Source organism: Neobacillus sp. PS3-12, from assembly GCF_030915385.1.
Taxonomy (GTDB): Bacteria; Bacillota; Bacilli; order Bacillales; family Cytobacillaceae; genus JAEVLT01.
The window spans coordinates 555,960-573,027 of record NZ_CP133268.1 but is presented as its reverse complement, the minus strand read 5'-3'; the positions used below and the strand labels follow the sequence as shown (position 1 = coordinate 573,027).

14 protein-coding genes and 1 pseudogene are annotated in these 17,068 nt (G+C 37.1%); 10 read left to right on the top strand and 5 right to left on the bottom strand.

Translation table 11 applies throughout. The features are described from left to right. Positions 1–22 precede the first annotated feature (22 nt). Both RCG17_RS02905 and RCG17_RS02900 read left to right on the top strand, forming a co-directional pair. Positions 23–3,210: pseudogene (locus tag RCG17_RS02905) on the top strand (SNF2 helicase associated domain-containing protein). 159 nt (positions 3,211–3,369) lie between these two features. Further along, the gene (locus RCG17_RS02900) at positions 3,370–4,599 is read left to right on the top strand and encodes a DUF438 domain-containing protein (RefSeq protein WP_308173776.1); all 1,230 of its coding nucleotides are present in this window, start codon (positions 3,370–3,372) and stop codon (positions 4,597–4,599) included. A gap of 123 nt (positions 4,600–4,722) precedes the next feature. Here the strand turns inward: RCG17_RS02900 and RCG17_RS02895 are convergent, their stop codons facing one another. From RCG17_RS02895 to RCG17_RS02885, 3 genes are all read right to left on the bottom strand, one after another. Then, positions 4,723–5,610 (bottom strand): LysR family transcriptional regulator, encoded by an 888-nt coding sequence (locus RCG17_RS02895; RefSeq protein ID WP_308173775.1) that lies wholly within the window; start codon positions 5,608–5,610, stop codon positions 4,723–4,725. 182 nt (positions 5,611–5,792) lie between these two features. Continuing rightward, positions 5,793–6,695 (bottom strand): DMT family transporter, encoded by a 903-nt coding sequence (locus tag RCG17_RS02890; RefSeq protein WP_308173774.1) that lies wholly within the window; start codon positions 6,693–6,695, stop codon positions 5,793–5,795. 134 nt (positions 6,696–6,829) lie between these two features. Further along, on the bottom strand, positions 6,830–7,936 hold the full coding sequence (locus RCG17_RS02885) for a citrate synthase/methylcitrate synthase (RefSeq protein WP_308173773.1): 1,107 nt from the start codon (positions 7,934–7,936) through the stop codon (positions 6,830–6,832). A 111-nt stretch (positions 7,937–8,047) separates the two neighbouring features. Between RCG17_RS02885 and RCG17_RS02880 the strand changes: the two genes are divergently transcribed. From RCG17_RS02880 to RCG17_RS02870, 3 genes are all read left to right on the top strand, one after another. Further along, positions 8,048–8,911, top strand: a complete 864-nt coding sequence (locus RCG17_RS02880) for a LysR family transcriptional regulator (protein ID WP_308173772.1) — start codon at positions 8,048–8,050, stop codon at positions 8,909–8,911. Between the two features lie 227 nt (positions 8,912–9,138). Continuing rightward, positions 9,139–10,680: an IS200/IS605 family accessory protein TnpB-related protein gene (locus RCG17_RS02875; protein WP_308173771.1), complete on the top strand. Its 1,542-nt coding sequence runs from the start codon at positions 9,139–9,141 to the stop codon at positions 10,678–10,680. 514 nt (positions 10,681–11,194) lie between these two features. Further along, positions 11,195–12,868, top strand: coding sequence for a ribonuclease J (locus tag RCG17_RS02870; RefSeq protein WP_308173770.1), 1,674 nt, complete (start codon positions 11,195–11,197; stop codon positions 12,866–12,868). A gap of 49 nt (positions 12,869–12,917) precedes the next feature. Here the strand turns inward: RCG17_RS02870 and RCG17_RS02865 are convergent, their stop codons facing one another. Both RCG17_RS02865 and RCG17_RS02860 read right to left on the bottom strand, forming a co-directional pair. Then, entirely contained in the window at positions 12,918–13,640 is a 723-nt protein-coding gene (locus tag RCG17_RS02865) for a CPBP family glutamic-type intramembrane protease (protein WP_308173769.1), read from the bottom strand. A 125-nt stretch (positions 13,641–13,765) separates the two neighbouring features. Next, positions 13,766–14,323, bottom strand: coding sequence for a helix-turn-helix domain-containing protein (locus RCG17_RS02860; protein WP_308173768.1), 558 nt, complete (start codon positions 14,321–14,323; stop codon positions 13,766–13,768). Between the two features lie 190 nt (positions 14,324–14,513). Here RCG17_RS02860 and RCG17_RS02855 point away from each other — a divergent pair, with 190 nt between their 5' ends. The 5 genes from RCG17_RS02855 (at position 14,514) to RCG17_RS02835 (ending at position 17,054) form a co-directional block, all read left to right on the top strand. Then, positions 14,514–14,837 carry a heavy metal-binding domain-containing protein gene (locus RCG17_RS02855; RefSeq protein ID WP_308173767.1) on the top strand — a complete coding sequence of 108 codons (324 nt, stop codon included), beginning with the start codon at positions 14,514–14,516 and terminating at the stop codon, positions 14,835–14,837. Between the two features lie 2 nt (positions 14,838–14,839). Further along, complete coding sequence (locus tag RCG17_RS02850; RefSeq protein WP_308173766.1) at positions 14,840–15,079, top strand: hypothetical protein; 240 nt, start codon at positions 14,840–14,842, stop codon at positions 15,077–15,079. Between the two features lie 96 nt (positions 15,080–15,175). After that, positions 15,176–15,919 (top strand): hypothetical protein, encoded by a 744-nt coding sequence (locus RCG17_RS02845; RefSeq protein WP_308173765.1) that lies wholly within the window; start codon positions 15,176–15,178, stop codon positions 15,917–15,919. 168 nt (positions 15,920–16,087) lie between these two features. Further along, positions 16,088–16,225, top strand: coding sequence for a hypothetical protein (locus RCG17_RS02840; RefSeq protein ID WP_308173764.1), 138 nt, complete (start codon positions 16,088–16,090; stop codon positions 16,223–16,225). 193 nt (positions 16,226–16,418) lie between these two features. Further along, complete coding sequence (locus RCG17_RS02835; protein WP_308173763.1) at positions 16,419–17,054, top strand: FMN-dependent NADH-azoreductase; 636 nt, start codon at positions 16,419–16,421, stop codon at positions 17,052–17,054. Positions 17,055–17,068: the final 14 nt, after the last annotated feature.

Genomic DNA, 17,068 nt, shown 5'->3' with positions numbered 1-17,068 from the left:
GCCCTCAGGAGGAAACAGACTCTTGAATATTATATTAAATGAAAAAAAAATCAAAGAAATGTGCGGAACAGTCTCCTTCAAAAGAGGAGACTCTTTTTATCATGCTAATAAAGTAAAATTTAATCATTTTAGTCCCGATTTTTGCGAAGCCACAGTGATTGGTTCAGAGGATTTCCATGCCACGATTCAATGTGACGAGAAGGGCAGCATCCTTTCAAAATGCAGCTGCCCGAAGCTGGCTTCTTACAACAAAGATTGTCAACATATTGCTGCAGTTTTAATCGCAGTCTTCCAGCATCAAAAAAGGGGACGATCCCAACTGAACAAACCCAGGATACAAATCGCAGTTTGACAACTGGTTTCTTAACTTTGTTTAATGAACATTCTGTTCCTTTTACCGGCAGGTTGAACCATTTCGAAACAAGAAATGAAGTGGCTGTCGTTTTTATATGCAAACCTATCTCTGTAGGTACTAATCAATTGCTTGGGATCGAGCTCGAAATTGCTTCAAAAGAGGTTCAACAAATTCGAAACTTTTTAGTGAATGTTAAAGAAGGAATCTCTACTATACTTTCGGCATCATTTACATTCGATCCAGGGAGATTTTGCTTTGAAAAAGAATCTGATAGGGTGATGAGAGAACTAATAAGGATCATTCAAGATGAAAAGGTCTACAATGACCCATTACCAGCTCATTCTGACATAAAACAATTAATTATTCCTCCTACGGCATGGAAACGGATATTTCCACTCTTGAAAGATGCTCCATTCGTTAAACTAAAAGTTAACGGTGAAACGTTCGATAGTTTAAGTTTTTCAGAAGAGAGATTACCATTGGAGTTTGAGTTTTTCAAAGAGGAAAATCGGTATACCTTAAAGGTTAATGGACTTAATCGAATGGTCGTGCTCGACCTTTATCATATGGTATTAACAGAAGGCAAGATCGTTTCACTTGAAAGTGAGGATACAGGACGTCTTTTGGAATTAAATCATATGATTGAGCAGGTGGGAACGAATCGCATTCCGATTCATCCTGAACAAGTAGACTTCTTTATTGAAAAGGTGGTCCCAGGATTAAAAAAATTAGGTGACCTAAAAATAGATGATAAAATCTCGAATCAACTAGTAAAAACACCACTAATTGCAAAGCTTTATTTGGACCGAGTGAATAACAAGCTTCTTGCTGGATTAGAATTTTGCTATGAAAATATCGTGTTTAATCCGTTGGAAAATCGACAGCCACAAGAAAGAACATTATTGATCAGGGATGTTAAAAAAGAAGCAGCGATTCTCAAGTTAATGGAAGACAGCTCATTTGCAAAAACGGAAGAAGGTTATTTTTTGCATAATGAAGAGCTGGAATATGAATTTCTCTATCATGTAGTTCCCGAACTTCAAAGGCTTGTCCAAATCTATGCAACAATCGCCGTGAAAAATCGGATTTTTCGAGGACCTGCTTTCCCAAGCATTCGGGTAAAGCTGAAAAAAGAACGAACCAATTGGCTTGAATTTAAATTTGAGTTAAAAGGGATCAGCGATAGCGAAATCCGTGATGTTTTAGATGCTTTAGAGGAAAAACGAAAATATTATCGATTGCGAGATGGCTCCTTGCTTTCTCTTGAACAAAGGGATTTTGAAGAAATCAAACGATTTTTGCAGGCTGTGCCCTCTCAATATGAAGATTTAGAAAAAGGTTTGAACCTGCCAATAGTTCAGGGATTACGACTTCTTGACCTCGGTGATGAACAAAAAGTTTTCACGTTTGAGGAGTCTTTTCGAAAGTTTTTAGAAAACCTCTCAAATCCGAAGAAAGAGGAGTTTCCAATTCCAAAAAGTTTAAAAATGGTGTTAAGGGACTACCAAAAGCAGGGTTATCAATGGATGAAAAATCTTGCAAGTTATGGATTCGGTGGAATCCTTGCGGATGATATGGGGATCGGGAAAACCCTGCAAAGTATCACTTTCATAGTATCTGTTTTATCCGTACTTCGTGATAAGGAGACCCCTATATTAATTGTTTGTCCGTCGTCATTAACGTATAATTGGCTTTTTGAATTGAAAAAATTTGCCCCTGAAATTCGGGCAGTTGTGATTGATGGAAATAAACAGAACCGTTCTAAAATCCAGAACAAAGCTTTAAAACAGGACGTTGTCATTTCTTCCTATCCGTTATTGCGTAGTGATGTAAAATGGTACGAAAAACAATCTTTTCATACTGTGTTTTTTGATGAAGCACAGGCTTTTAAAAATCCGTTGTCTAAAACTGCTAAGGCAGTAAAAAAAATCACGGCAGAAAATCGTTTTGCCCTTACAGGGACACCGGTGGAGAATTCTGCGGAGGAACTGTGGTCGATATTTCATGTTGTTTTTCCTGAACTATTTCAAGGGTTAAAGGAATACAGTCACCTGTCAAGAAAGACAATTGCAAGGAGAATTCGTCCGTTCATGCTTCGAAGGATGAAGGAAGATGTTTTAAAAGAGTTCCCTGAAAAAATTGAATCGATTGAATCAGTGGAATTACTGGCTGATCAGAAAAAGCTCTATGCAGCCTATTTAGCAAAACTAAGGCATGACACCTTAAAGCATCTTAACAAAGATACGATTAGAAAAAATCGGATAAAAATCCTTGCTGGTTTAACTAGGTTAAGGCAAATCTGTTGTCACCCAGGATTGTTTGTGGATGGTTATAAAGGCACTTCAGCGAAATTTGAACAGCTCATGCAACTACTTGAAGAAGCAAAGCTTTCCAGAAGAAGAGTGATCATCTTTTCTCAGTTTACAAAAATGCTTGAGATTATTGGAAGGGAGCTAGCTTTTCAAGGACGAGGTTTTTTTTACTTAGATGGACAAACACCTTCAGTTGATCGGGTAGACATTTGCCATCGTTTTAACGAGGGTGAGCGGGACCTATTCCTTATTTCACTTAAAGCAGGCGGTACTGGTCTTAACTTGACGGGGGCTGATACCGTCATTTTATATGATATTTGGTGGAATCCAGCTGTTGAGGAGCAGGCAGCAGACCGTGCTTATCGGATCGGTCAGAAAAAGAACGTTCAAGTGATTAAGCTTGTTGCCAGTGGAACAATTGAAGAAAAAATGAATGAACTGCAAGAGAAGAAAAGAAATTTAATTGAGGAAATAATTGATTCTTCAGAAAATACATCCACCATGTTGACTGAAGAGGATATCCGGGAAATTTTAATGATCTAGAGAATATCATGAATATAGGGGATCTCAAGGGTACTTTGTTCACATTTTTTTCAAAAAATTCACGGCTAATTAATGATGTACATCACATAGATGAAACTTTATCCGTGATATTCTTTTACTGAGAAACGTTATCAGCAAAGTACCCAAAAGGAGAAACCTATGAGTGAGATTATTAATAACCGCAAACAACACACGATAAATAATCCAGAACGACTTGAAATATTAAGAAATATTTTTAAGGAACTTCATAATGGCAGAAATATTCATGAGGTTAAAGCACATTTTGACGCTTATATTGGAAAAATAACAATTGAAGAAATTTCCCAGCTCTCAAATGATTTCTTGGAGGATGAAGGAATTTCGATTGTCGAAGTCCATGATTTATATGCGAACCACCTGGAAATCTTTAAAGATTCCATTGAGGTGGAGCAGACCTTACAACACCCTGAAGAACAGCCAGGTCACCCGATTCATACGTTTATACTCGAAAATAAAGAAATTGATAAACTAATAACATTAAAGCTGCAAGTTCATTTAAATCAGTTTGCAGAAACGGATTCAGATGAACATGTGTACTTGCTCCTTGAAGATATCAATATGATGCTTGATATCGATAAGCATTATAGCCGTAAAGAGAATTTGGTTTTTCCTTATTTAGAAAAGTATGGAATATTCGGTCCAAGTACCAATATGTGGAGAATAGATGATTATATTCGTGATTCCATTAAGCTCGCAAAATTAAAACTAACAAATTATAGTGGAGACAAAGAAGAAGTCGTAGGGGCTGTAAACTATATCATTAGTGAAGTCAGCGGGATGATTTATCGTGAAGAAAATATTCTTTTTCCGATGGCACTATATAATTTTACCGAAGATGAGTGGGTTAAAATTGCCCATGAAAGTGATGAAATTGGCTTTTGCTTGACTGGGCCAGCGGCTGAATGGAAGCCAGAGCGGAAGGGTTTGGATGAGAAAGCCATTTCGGAGGGTTATATTAAAATGGAAACAGGGACCTTGTCATTAAAACAGCTTGAACTCTTGTTAAACCATTTACCTGTTGACATCACCTTTATAGATCACGAGGATGTTGTCCGATATTTCTCGCATGGAAAGGAAAGAATATTTGCACGTACAAAGGCAGTCATCGGCCGAACGGTTCAAAACTGTCATCCGCCAAGAAGTGTTCATGTAGTTGAGGAACTCTTGGCAGATTTTAAAGCAGGAAAGAAAGACTGTGATGATTTTTGGATTAAGTTTCGTGATAAATATGTTTATATTCGATATTTCGCAGTTCGTGATGAAAATGGACAATATATCGGGACACTGGAATTCACCCAAAACATTGACCCTATTCAAGCAATTGAAGGTGAAAAACGAATTTTATCTTAATCACTGCTTTCATTTTTGGTAGTCCGCAGGGTTTTCTTCTGCGGACTATTTGCTTTCTGCTATTTTTATTCAATATTTACGAATCTGCGGAATATCTAGAGGGAAAACCACTGAATTGTTAATTTATTGCAGTGTTTGTAGAGTTGATTCAAAGTAATCTAAAAACAACTGTAGGTTTTCCAATTTTGGTGAATCCTTTTTGTAAATTCCTGTTATATGAAAGGTAAGATCATTAAATTCGGGAAAAGGGATGACCCTCAGCTGATTGGGCACATCTTCTTTATCATTTCCTAACGCAAGTTCTGAAATGATACTGAATCCCCAATTATTTTTTACCATGAATTTTACCATTTCAAATCCGCCGACTTCAATACGTTTTAGTTTTTCAACGCCAACTAACTTTTCATCAATTTTTACAGCAATAGGGGTTTGCCTACGGTAGCAAATCATCGTTTGGCCAATTAAATCCTTCAAAGAAATGACAGGTTTAGCTGCTAATTCGTGGTTCTTACCTACAATAAATTTGTATTTTTCAAGGAACAGATACTTTGATTCAAGATCCGCAAATTGAACCACGTTTCTAACGAGTCCAATATCGACCCTTCCCTCTGTAACCATCTTAGCTATTTCAGTCGAATCTTCTGCTTCGACAATATCGAATAAAAACTGGTTCTTTTCACGTAATAGCGATAATACTTGAAAAAGGACAGAAACAGAAATGGCAGGTGATAATCCGATGGTTAAGGATGGAATTTTCAAAGTATCGATTGCTTGTTTAGCTTCATTCATATAGTTGACTATTTTTTGAGCAAAAGGTAGCAAGGCCAATCCTTCTTCTGAAAGAGATATCTTTTTTCCATCTCGCAAGAAGAGTCTGCAATTCAATTCCAATTCAAGCTTTTGTATTCTTGCTGTAACTGCAGGCTGGGTTAAGTTTAAGTGTTCCGCAGCGCGAGAGTAATTTTTTAAATCCGATACATTAATAAAAGTCAATAATTGTTCATTATCCAAATTTTTCTCCCCTTTGAAACATAATCGAAAAACTATATGGATTAGAAATGAAACTTTATTTGTAATGGAATATTCAAATTATAAAGCAATTTGCAATATTTTGTCATAAATAATAGTAAAATTTTATTCTTTTTCAAATAAAAAAGCATAGCGCTTGGCTATGCCTCTATTTCAAACAATTATTAAATGGCTTGTTCAATCTGTTGCTTTTTAAGACTCGGTTTACGGTTGACCAAATAAATACTGACAACGATGAATACAAGTCCAAATAAAAGGTTTGTTGTAAAAGCTTCATGCAAAAATAGCGTACTGGTAAAAACGGCTATCAAGGGAACTAAAAAAGTAAAGGATGCTACTTTACTGGCATCTCCATTATTAACAAGTGTAAAATAAGCGATCCAGCTAGCTGAGACCCCTAAAATAGAACCAAAAAGTAAACCCGACAGGTATGCACCATTCCAAACGATATCTGCATAATTCTCTACTCCCGTCCCCAGGCCAGTAAGGAAAATTCCTCCAATGATAAATTGGAAGGCCGTAAGCCACATCGAATCGACTTTGTGGGCGATCCTTTTTACAAAAACGGTACCAATTGACCAGCTGATCCCGGTTAATAGGGCTAAAATAATTCCAATCATCGCAATATGCCCGGAAAATCCACTGGAACTTACCGTAGCCACACCCACAAATCCAATTAATAAACCGATCACCTTTAATAGTGACATCGATTCACCAAGCCAAAGCCAAGCTAATAAACCTACCAAAACTGGCTGCAGGTAGACCAATACCGAGAATAAACCTGATGGCAGATACATCAGACCGATAGTTTGTAGAGCGAAAAATAAAATAACATTAAAAAGGGCTGATATCATGTAAATCCGCCAATTTTCTTTCCAGCAAATCTTATCCCGTCTCGAGATTAACAGAATAGCCAGTAAAAGACCGCCAAAAAGAGTTCTCATTCCCGCAAACAATAGAGGAGGGGTAAAGTTCAAGGCAATTTTATAAATAGGCCAGGAAATACCCCATACAACCACAAGAAAACCAATAAGGCTGACCGTTTTAATACGTGACATTTCCTTCAAGATGACACTTCCTTCAAACGTATATATCAAAAATAATCCTTCACATAATACAACAAATATATTTCGTATTTCAAATTAAATGCCTATGAACTTTTTGCTAGCAAAAAAAACTGGATGAATTCATTTCCATCCAGTTAGAAGGCAGTTGTCAGTTCGTTGTGAAATTCACCAATAAAGTTGGACTCAGGCCTAAATATTACATTCTTTTCTGATTGTTCTAGTACGTGTGCACTCCAGCCAACCACCCTGCTGGCACTAAAGGTAGGTGTAAATAACTCTGGTTCCATTTGAATGGCATTCATGATGGCGGCAGCATAGAATTCAACATTTGTATAAAGAGACCGTCCAGGTTTATATTCTTGTAACAGTTCGATACCAATTTTTTCTACGTTCAAAGCTAAATCAAGCCATGGGTCCTGGCCAGTAAAATCCTTTATTTTGGCTTTTAATGCTGCAGCTCTGGGATCTACCGTTTTATATACCCTATGTCCAAATCCCATTAATTTCTCGCCGTTAGCCAGCTTCGTACGAACGACTTCTTCTGCATCTCCCATTACATGGATTTCATTTAATAAGTCGATTACTTCAGAAGGTGCACCGCCATGTAATGGTCCTTTCATTGTTCCAATTGCTGATGTGATCGCTGAAACAAGATCTGACTCTGTCGATACCGTTACTCTTGCGGCAAAAGTAGAAGCATTCATCCCATGCTCCATCGTTAAAATCATATAGGTTTCCAAGGCATTGGCATGAGCTTTGGAAGGTACTTTCCCATTTAGCATATAAAGGTAATTCTCTACATGATTCAAGTCTTTACTTGGGTGTATAAACGGTTTTCCCTCCAACTGATTTTTTCGATAAGCGATCATTGTTGGGAAAAGGGCAGTTAATCTCATGGCTTGTTCAACGGTCGGTTTCCATGTATAATCCTTGCCTCCTATAGCGGAAATGGCTGTTCGAAGCACACTCATCATATCCATTTCAGCAGGAAGATGAGATAATAGTTCCTCAACATGCTTTGGAAGTTCACGAAAACTGGACAATTGATCTTTTAAAAATTTTAATTGTTCTTTATTGGGAAATTCCCCAAACCAAAGCAGATAGGCGGTTTCCTCAAAAGAATACTTTTTTGTAATTTCTAAAATGTTATAGCCACGATAGCTAAGGACACCTTTCTCCCCATCGATATGACTGATTTTTGTTTCCGCTGCAACAATACCTTTTAATCCAGGAATATACATCAAAATTTCCCCTTTCATTTTTAAAAACTATTTTATAAAATAAAAATAATTATGAAAATTAATTATTTCTAATTATTTTAATTAATATTTTTAATCATGGGGTGTTCTAGAATGGAATTAAGTTGGTTAAATACGTTTCTAACCGCTGCCCAATGCGGGAATTTTCGAAAAGCAGCAGAGCTTTTATATATCTCACAGCCTTCTGTAACTGTTCATATAAAGCAATTAGAAAATGAATTAGGTGTGCAATTATTTGAACGGGATAAAAAGAAAATGAGATTAACCGAAGAGGGAAAAAGATATTTTGAACATGCAAAAAGATTAATAGAGATCTATCAAAGCGGGCTGGATGACTTACAATCTTTTAAGCAGGGGTATACAACGAAACTTTCTCTGGCCATATCTCCATTACTCGTTGATACAATCCTTCCATTTGTCCTAAAAACATATTTAAATAAGAATCCCCAGGTGGAGGTATCTGTAAAAATTGTCGAGTCAACAGATATTGAAGCTACGGTCTTGAATGAAGAGGTTGACCTTGGGTTATCTTGTTTAAACACTGTCCATTCCGATTTAGTGTGTGAACAATTGTATAGTCATAAGGTTATATTAGTTACTTCGAATGATGGGTTGGATTTCGTAGACGAAGAAGCTGTACTTACCTCAAATTTTCTTCTGACGCATAACCATCATGCCTACTGGGACAATCTCTGCCGATTGGTCAAAAGGAATTATCCATCTGCAAAAATGATGAAGGTATCGCAGGTACATATCACCAAGAAATTTATCATGGAAGGATTGGGCGTTTCGTTTTTACCTCTTTGTACGGTAAGAAAGGAGCTTTTAGAAGGAAGAATGATTGAAGTTCCATGTAACACGATTGAGCTTCCTCAAGCCAATACCTATGCGGTAATGAAATTTCAACATACAAAGCAAAGAAAGTTTTTAGAGTTTCTCCTGAATTATCAGTTATAAAGGGGTTATTAGCAGTTTTTAAAAATATAGTAAAAAATAGACAAACATGTCTTTTTATACTATAATTATCATAGTGCAGAACGTACATTCTTATTTTAGAATCAGAATTATTAAATACTATTTTGAAAATACCTTTTTATACTTACACCTACACCTACACCTACACCTACACCTATTTAAAATATAGTTTAAAACCAAAAACAAATTTGATTGGGGTGTGATAAAAGATGTTTCAAACGTACCAAACGAAACTCTGCAACATCCAACTGAATCGTGGATCTACATCTGATCAGTACCTCATAGAGTATGGAAAGTTTTTTGGAAAACTAGAACGCAAACTATTTGTTCAATCTCATATCAAGGAAATTCCCCCTTCCAATCTTAAAAAGACCTTTCTAAAGCAATATGGCATTACGTCTCGTCAGTTTAACTCCATACGAATGCAGTTGGATGGAAAGGTCTCTTCTTTTTTGGAAAAAAGGGATTTGGATCTTCAAGATTTAGAAGCTAAAACCGTTCACCTGCAAAAAATCATTCATCAGAAAACAAATCAAACAGCAAAACTTCACCAGAAACTTCTTCTAATTCCACAAACAAATCCGTTATTTCGTCAACATGTAAAAAAGTATAAAAACCTTAAACATTTTCTTCACCAAAAGAAACGAAGATTGAGAAACCTGCAACAAAAGCTTGAAAAGCTAAAGGTCGACCGTGACACAAAGAGAATCCGTATCTGCTTTGGTTCAAAGAAACTCTTTCATAAGCAATTCCATTTAATTGAAAATGAATACAAAGATCATCAACAGTGGAAGAACGATTGGGTCGAGGCAAGAAGCTCCCAATTTCTTGTGATCGGTTCTAAAGATGAAACCTTCGGAAACCAGTCTGCCACGTATAATGTAGAGAATACGCTCAGGTTACGAGTTGCCGATTGCTTCATTGGGAAATACGGGAAGTACATCGAGTTTCCATCCGTCATGTTCCCTTACGGACAAGAATGGTTGGATAAGGCGAAAATTCCCTATATGGGTTTTACTCGCAATGGGAAACCACAAAAATATTTTACTTCCATCACTTACCGTTTTATCAAGAAGGAAAAAGGCTGGTATGTAAATGCAACGGTCGAAAGAGAAACTCCTCCAATCGGGACATCCAATCGAAATGGATTAATCGGAATTGATCTCAATACAGGATTCTTGGCGATCTGTGAGGTGGACCGTTATGGAAATCCAATTCATCGAGACACGATCAAAGTTTCGATGTACGGCAGAAGGAAAGAACAGGTCAAAGCTTCATTAAGTGATGCGATAAAAGAAGTATTGAACGATGCGGTTCTGGTTCAAAAAGATATCGTGATTGAGAAGTTGAATTTTACCAGAAAGAAAACACAATTAAAGCAGATGGGTGCCAGCTATGCCCGCATGCTTTCGGGTTTTGCCTATTCATCCTTTCAAGCATTAATCGAAGCAAAAGCGAAAAAGGCAGGGGTGAACATAAGGAGAATAAATCCCGCTTATACAAGCCAAATTGGACATATGAAATTTATGGCACGTTATGGATTAAGTTCTCACGAAGCAGCAGCTTGTGTGATTGCCAGAAGAGGATATTTTTTAAAACCAGAAAAAATAAAATATGATACAGTTCTCACTTTCCCTAAAGGACTTGATAGGAAACAATCAAATTTCAGTAAGTGGCGAACTCTTACAAACTATTACAAAAAAGAGTATGCATTCCAAGATAAAATTGAACTATTAAAAGCTGATCGATAAATAGCTTCAACTATAAAATTGGAGCAACGCTTCCTTTTTACCTGCAAGGAAGAAAAGGACTACGTACTCCAATTTGATTCCATGTTTTTCATAACCAGCGCGGCTAACAGCCGATCCAGAGTGTCGAGAGATATCCTGTTCGTGAAGGAGTTAGAAGGAACAAATTCACAAAACTGCGATGGAGACGATCAAGTCAATTTTGGTTGGAAAACTCGAATTGTACGGATGTTTCCATTCTGGAATTAGGGCGTGATTCCCTAACGCGATTCGCAAAAAGCTCTGTTCGTTTTGCGTGCTAGTAAAGAATTAATTCTTTATAGAACATATGGACATATTTGTATATAAATGTCTATATTTTTAGGAACGGTTTAGCAGGGAACTAAAATTGGGCAGGCATTTATCAAATTGTCAATCCGATTTTTTTTGACAGTTGCAGTCACCATACATTTTTTTAATAAAAACATTTCCAAAAGGGAATACTACAACTATTTAATTCGAATTGGGAGGATTCACCATGAGAACCAATGATAATCTATTATCGATTTTTGCTTTAGGTGGCATCAATGAAATTGGTAAAAACATGTATGTCATTCAATATGGAGAAGATATGGTGATCATTGACTGCGGCGGCAAGTTCCCTGATGAAAGCCTGTTGGGTATTGATTTGATTATTCCCGATATGACTTATCTTGAAGAAAATAGGGAACACATCCGAGGATTAGTCGTGACTCATGGACATGAAGACCATATCGGTGGAATTCCATATTTTTTAAAAAAGATAAATGTTCCTATTTATGCGACAAAGTTCACCCTTGGTTTAATTGAATTAAAATTAGAAGAGCATCGCCTTGTAAGAGATACTACACTAATACCAATAGATTCAAGGTCAGAGCTAGAGTTGGGACAGATAAAGGTTTTCTTTTTCAAAGTAAGCCACAGTATACCAGACTGTCTGGGGATTGTGTTTGAGACACCTGAAGGAACTGTCGTTCATACTGGGGATTTCAAATTCGATCTGACTCCTGAAAATAATCAATATTCGGACATACATAAAATGGCTGAAATTGGTAAAAAAGGGGTCTTGGCGCTGGTTTCAGAGAGCACGAATGCTGAGCGTCCTGGTCTGACTCCATCAGAGCGAATCGTGGCTGGACATATGGATGAGGCTTTTATGAAAGCCCAAGGTAAACTTTTTATCTCTACTTTTGCTTCAAACGTGAACCGTGTTCAGCAGGTTGTTAATTATGCCATTAAAACAAACCGTAAGCTTGTACTGCTGGGAAGAAGTATGGTAAATGTGGTATCGGTCGCGATCGAACGGGGCTATATCGATATACCTGAGGGAATGCTGATAGACGTAAACGATATTGATAAAATTTCACCTGAAAGGGTTGCAATCCTTTGTACTGGTAGTCAGGGGGAACCAATGGCCGCTCTCGCCAGACTTGCAAGCGGAAGCTATCGCGGTGTATCCATTTACCCTGGAGATACTGTTATATTGGCAGCATCGCCAATACCCGGTAATGAAAAAGATGTTTCACGAATTATCAATAATCTTTTTCAGCTTGGAGCAAACGTTATCTATGGCTCAGGAAGTTCTACAGGAATGCACGTTTCTGGGCATGGATATCAGGAAGATTTAAAACTGATGATCACATTAATGAAGCCGACCTATTTTATTCCTATACATGGTGAATATAGAATGCTGCATCACCATCGTTTGTTAGCTGTATCTGTTGGGGTCGAGAAAGAAAATACCTTCATTATTCGAAATGGGGATGTAGTCGATATTGAACACGGGGTTGCAAGGCAGACTCGGGATATCCCATCTGGAGATACGTATGTGGATGGAATGGGTGTTGGAGATATAGGAGAAATGGTGTTAAGGGACCGTAAACAGCTATCAGAGGATGGCATGTTGGTCATTGTATTAACCCTTAGCAAAAATGAACAAAAACTCATTTCCGATCCAGATACAATCACCAGGGGATTTGTTTACGTAAAAGATTCAGAAGAGCTCATAAAAGAAGTGAACCGTCTGGTTAAAAAAACGGTTAATGATATGCGAGGAGAAAATCTTCGCCAATGGAATGTGATCAAGCAAAACGTAAAAAAAACAGTGGGGCAATTCTTATTTAAAGAGACAAAACGAAAACCGATGATTTTGCCGATTATCATTGAGATTTAAAAAATGGGAAAAAAGAGACGGGAAATTAAATGTCCCCGTCTCTTAAAATTTATCCAAAAAAACCATGGAGGACGATATCGCTGATGGCATGTGCGATCATTCCATACTCAAGTCCTTTTTTCCAATAGATATAACCATACACCAATCCTGGCAATCCATTCAATACGATCGTCCGGACAAAAAAGAAAGGGGTAATATGACCAAACATTTGTTGTGCTGCGGGAAGATGGCCCACTCCAAAAAGAATTGCGGCTCCAATGATTCCTACCCAGTACATCCAGGACTTTGCGCCGCTTTTGCGCCCTAATAACTTGAATAGAATCCAAACAATCAAAGTCATAATGAAGAGACGGACCACAACTTCTTCAAATACCCCGCCTTGCATAAAAGTCAGTAATCCTGCTAGTCGAGAAATATGAGGGGCCTTATCTGCTATATTTGGGATATGGGGCAAAAAAATGAAGTAATCCAAGCCTGCTGTAATAAGCGAAACGATTACACCTGCAATTAAAGCAAACACAACATTCTTTCTTTGAAACTGTGCTGTACCTGTTTTTGTAATCCACCTGCGAAAAATGGGAGCATCAAGTCCAACTGACTTTCCCATAATCAAACCAAGCCAAGCAAACAAAAAGGCTGTTATAGTAGATTGAACAATTGAACCTGTTAGCAGTACTGAAACTGGCACTTTTGCTACAGCGGGTGAAGTTCCAAAAGCTGCAATCATGTATGGAATTCCAATCAACATAGCGATTAAGCTTAATACACCCAAAAATCCGGCTGAATTTAATCTGCTGTTTCATTATCAACACTCTCCCCCAAAATTTTTTCTCTATTTTTCAACGATTGTTTCAAACGAGTGATCAGCCAACTTTAGTAATCACTGCATTCTCTTCACTAATTTGGTAGGTCATTCTCGATCCTCTCCTTTTTGACTTTCGGAATGATAATGGTTGTTATTTTTCGTTTTTTTCTATCTTCACGTGGTTCATTATTCATTACCTTGGAAAATACTTTTGCAAGGCCTTGGGCAAACTCTTGAAACTCTTCATCATTCATATGCATTTCTGCCTGCCGAAATGTTACTCCGTCTTTTACAAAATCTACTGTATCTTGATTTAAATATTCACCAAAGTTATTGATGACTCCGCTCACAAATTGGATGAACACCCCCATCTTTTCTTCTTTCGAACTTTCAGCAAATTCCTGGGCTGAAATCATGCCGTCACTTGCGAGTGCATAGACTTTCTCAATGGCTCCCCTTACTTGATTTTGGGCCACAGTTTCAATGACTCCGCCATTAACAAGCTTGTTTAAATGGCGATAAAGGGTTGCTTGTGGTACGTCTGGTAACCGAAGGGCAATATCATGAACAGTAAATTGTTGACCGCCAGCTAAAGTCTGTACTATTTGCATTCGAACAGGATGTAAGATTAAGTCTGCTTTGGATTTCATTAGGATCACCTTAATTTTTATTATCATTATTGATAATGATAATAAAATATACCTTAGTATTTGTCAATCATCTGGAAGAAAAATTTCTAATAATTAACATTAATAAAAATGATTTACAAATTTTCACTTCTCGGTTATTATTATCACAAATGATAATAATGGTTCATCATCACTTATAGGGGGTTTTACAATGATTATTGTAACAACCGAAAAAATTGAGGGGTACCAAATTAAAGAAATCAAAGGTGCTTGCTTTGGTCTAGTCGTAAGAAGCCGAGGATTTGCAGGGCAGGTCACGGCCGCTTTCCGCTCTTTGGCAGGTGGTGAAATTAAGGAATATACGGAGATGCTGGAAGATGCCAGAAAGCAGGCGATGGATCGGTTAACAAAAAATGCTCAGGCAATGGGGGCTAATGCAGTCATCATGTTTCGCTATGATTCTGGCGAGATTGGTCAGAACATGAGTGAAATCGTTGCATATGGGACAGCGGTTGTTGTAGAACAGGTTAAATAGTTATGAAATGGTTTATCTATTACCTGGCGTTTCAATTAACATTAGTTCTCATTTTTTGGGTGATTTCCAAGCGAAAAGACAAGCGCTACAATGCCGCAGGCTCTGCTCCTGCTGAGGGCTTTGAACCTACGCAAGAGGTTTCTATTGATCCAGTTACACAGGTTGTAACACGGGTCTATGTTAATCCAAACACAGGTGAGCGAAAATATATTGAAGAAAAAAATAATGAAAATATTCGATGAAAGAAGGGCGGTTGCATTTGCTTCCGTCCTTTTGCTTTTCATGTTCTCCCTATTCTTGCTATAGTAAAAATTAAACGTTAACTGGAGGAAAATTTCATGTCGATCGCATCCTATTCAAAATTTGATACATACAAAAATTTTATCTTGTCTCTGCCATCACCGCTAGAAGAGGAGTCCATTCTCAGCCAACAGTTTTTGCTTGAAAAAGATGAAAAGAGGAAGCTGGAAATATACTACGCTCCATTTGAACATATTAATGAAAAGGCAAAAATAGTGATTGCCGGTATTACCCCAGGCCTTCATCAAATGAAAGTTTCTTATCAAACTGTAATGGATTTTAAGGATAAAGAGGCGACGGATGAAGAAATTTTGCATCAAGTGAAAAAGAATTCCAGCTTTGAAGGAACTATGAGGAAAAATTTAATTACGATGCTAGATGAACTTCAACTACATACCTATTTAGGGATATCGTCCACAAGCGATCTTTTTACAACGGCTAGCAATCTCGTCCAGACCACATCGATTATTACATACCCTGTATTTTATAATAGGAAAAACTATAGCGGTTCTACACCAAATCTGTTAAAAACTGAGATCCTTAAAAGGCATGTGATTGAAAATTTTGCGAAGGAACTAGAAAAGTTAAATCAAGCATTAATTATCCCACTAGGTGTTAATGTTGAAAAAGCACTAGCCTATCTTGCAGAAAACAACTATATGAATGCTGATGGGGTTTTAAATGGTTTTCCACACCCATCTGGCGGTAACGGCCACCGTCATCGCCAGTATGCGGAGAATAAAGAAGAGATGAAACAGAAAATTAAAAAGTATTTCAAATAAAAAAGGGTATACGAGATTAATTAATGGATTAACACAAAAAGGATATTTGAAAAGGTTAAATACCTTTTTGTGATTTGAATATTCAAAATAATTTGAAAAAACTGTATCTTTTTTCATAAATAATTCGTAAAATATGATCAATACTATAGTTGGAGGTGACTAGTACATATGGAGGAAAATTCAATACATTATGATGGCTCTTTTCCAATAAATTTTGATTCTGTGCCAAATGAACCGTTTGTTTTGACAGATGAAATGCGAAGCAATATTAGCGGTAACCCTTATACCTTTGAAATAAATAAATAAATAAGAAAAAAAGGATTTGTCTCCAAGATAAATCCTTTTTTATTTGGTAATATGCATATTACTTGAAATAAAAACAGGTATTAATTAAAATATAGCTCGGATTAAGAATATTTTAATCTGAGATATTAGAATGGTTCTGGTTTTTTTACACAAACTAGAATGTCAAACTTTATTGAAGGAAGGATAGATTCAAATGGCAAAAGTTTTATACATTACTGCTCATCCACACGATGACACAAAATCCTACAGCATGGCAGTAGGAAAAGCATTTATTGACACCTATAAACAGGTAAACCCAAATGATGAAGTTATTCATCTAGATCTTTATAAAGAAAATATTCCGCAGCTTGATGTTGATGTATTTAGCGGCTGGGGAAAACTCCAATCTGGAACAGGTTTTGATGAACTATCTTCAGAAGAAAAAGCAAAGGTTGGCAGACTATCTGAGTTATCTGAGCAATTTGTCGCTGCCGATAAATTTGTATTTGTAACGCCAATGTGGAATTTCTCATTCCCTCCTGTTATGAAGGCATATCTTGATTCTGTTGCCGTTTCAGGCAAAACCTTTAGATATACTGCAGAGGGACCTGTTGGTTTGTTAACTGATAAGAAGGCTTTACATATTCAAGCTCGTGGAGGCAACTATTCTGAAGGACCTGCAGCAGCAATGGAAATGGGTCATCGATATATAGGTATCATGATGCAATTTTTTGGCGTTCCTTCTTTTGAAGGTATTTTTGTAGAGGGACACAATGCAATGCCTGATAAAGCACAGGAAATTAAAGAAAAGGCTATTGCCCGTGCAAAAGATGCAGCACATACATTCTAAGAGATTGGTCAAGA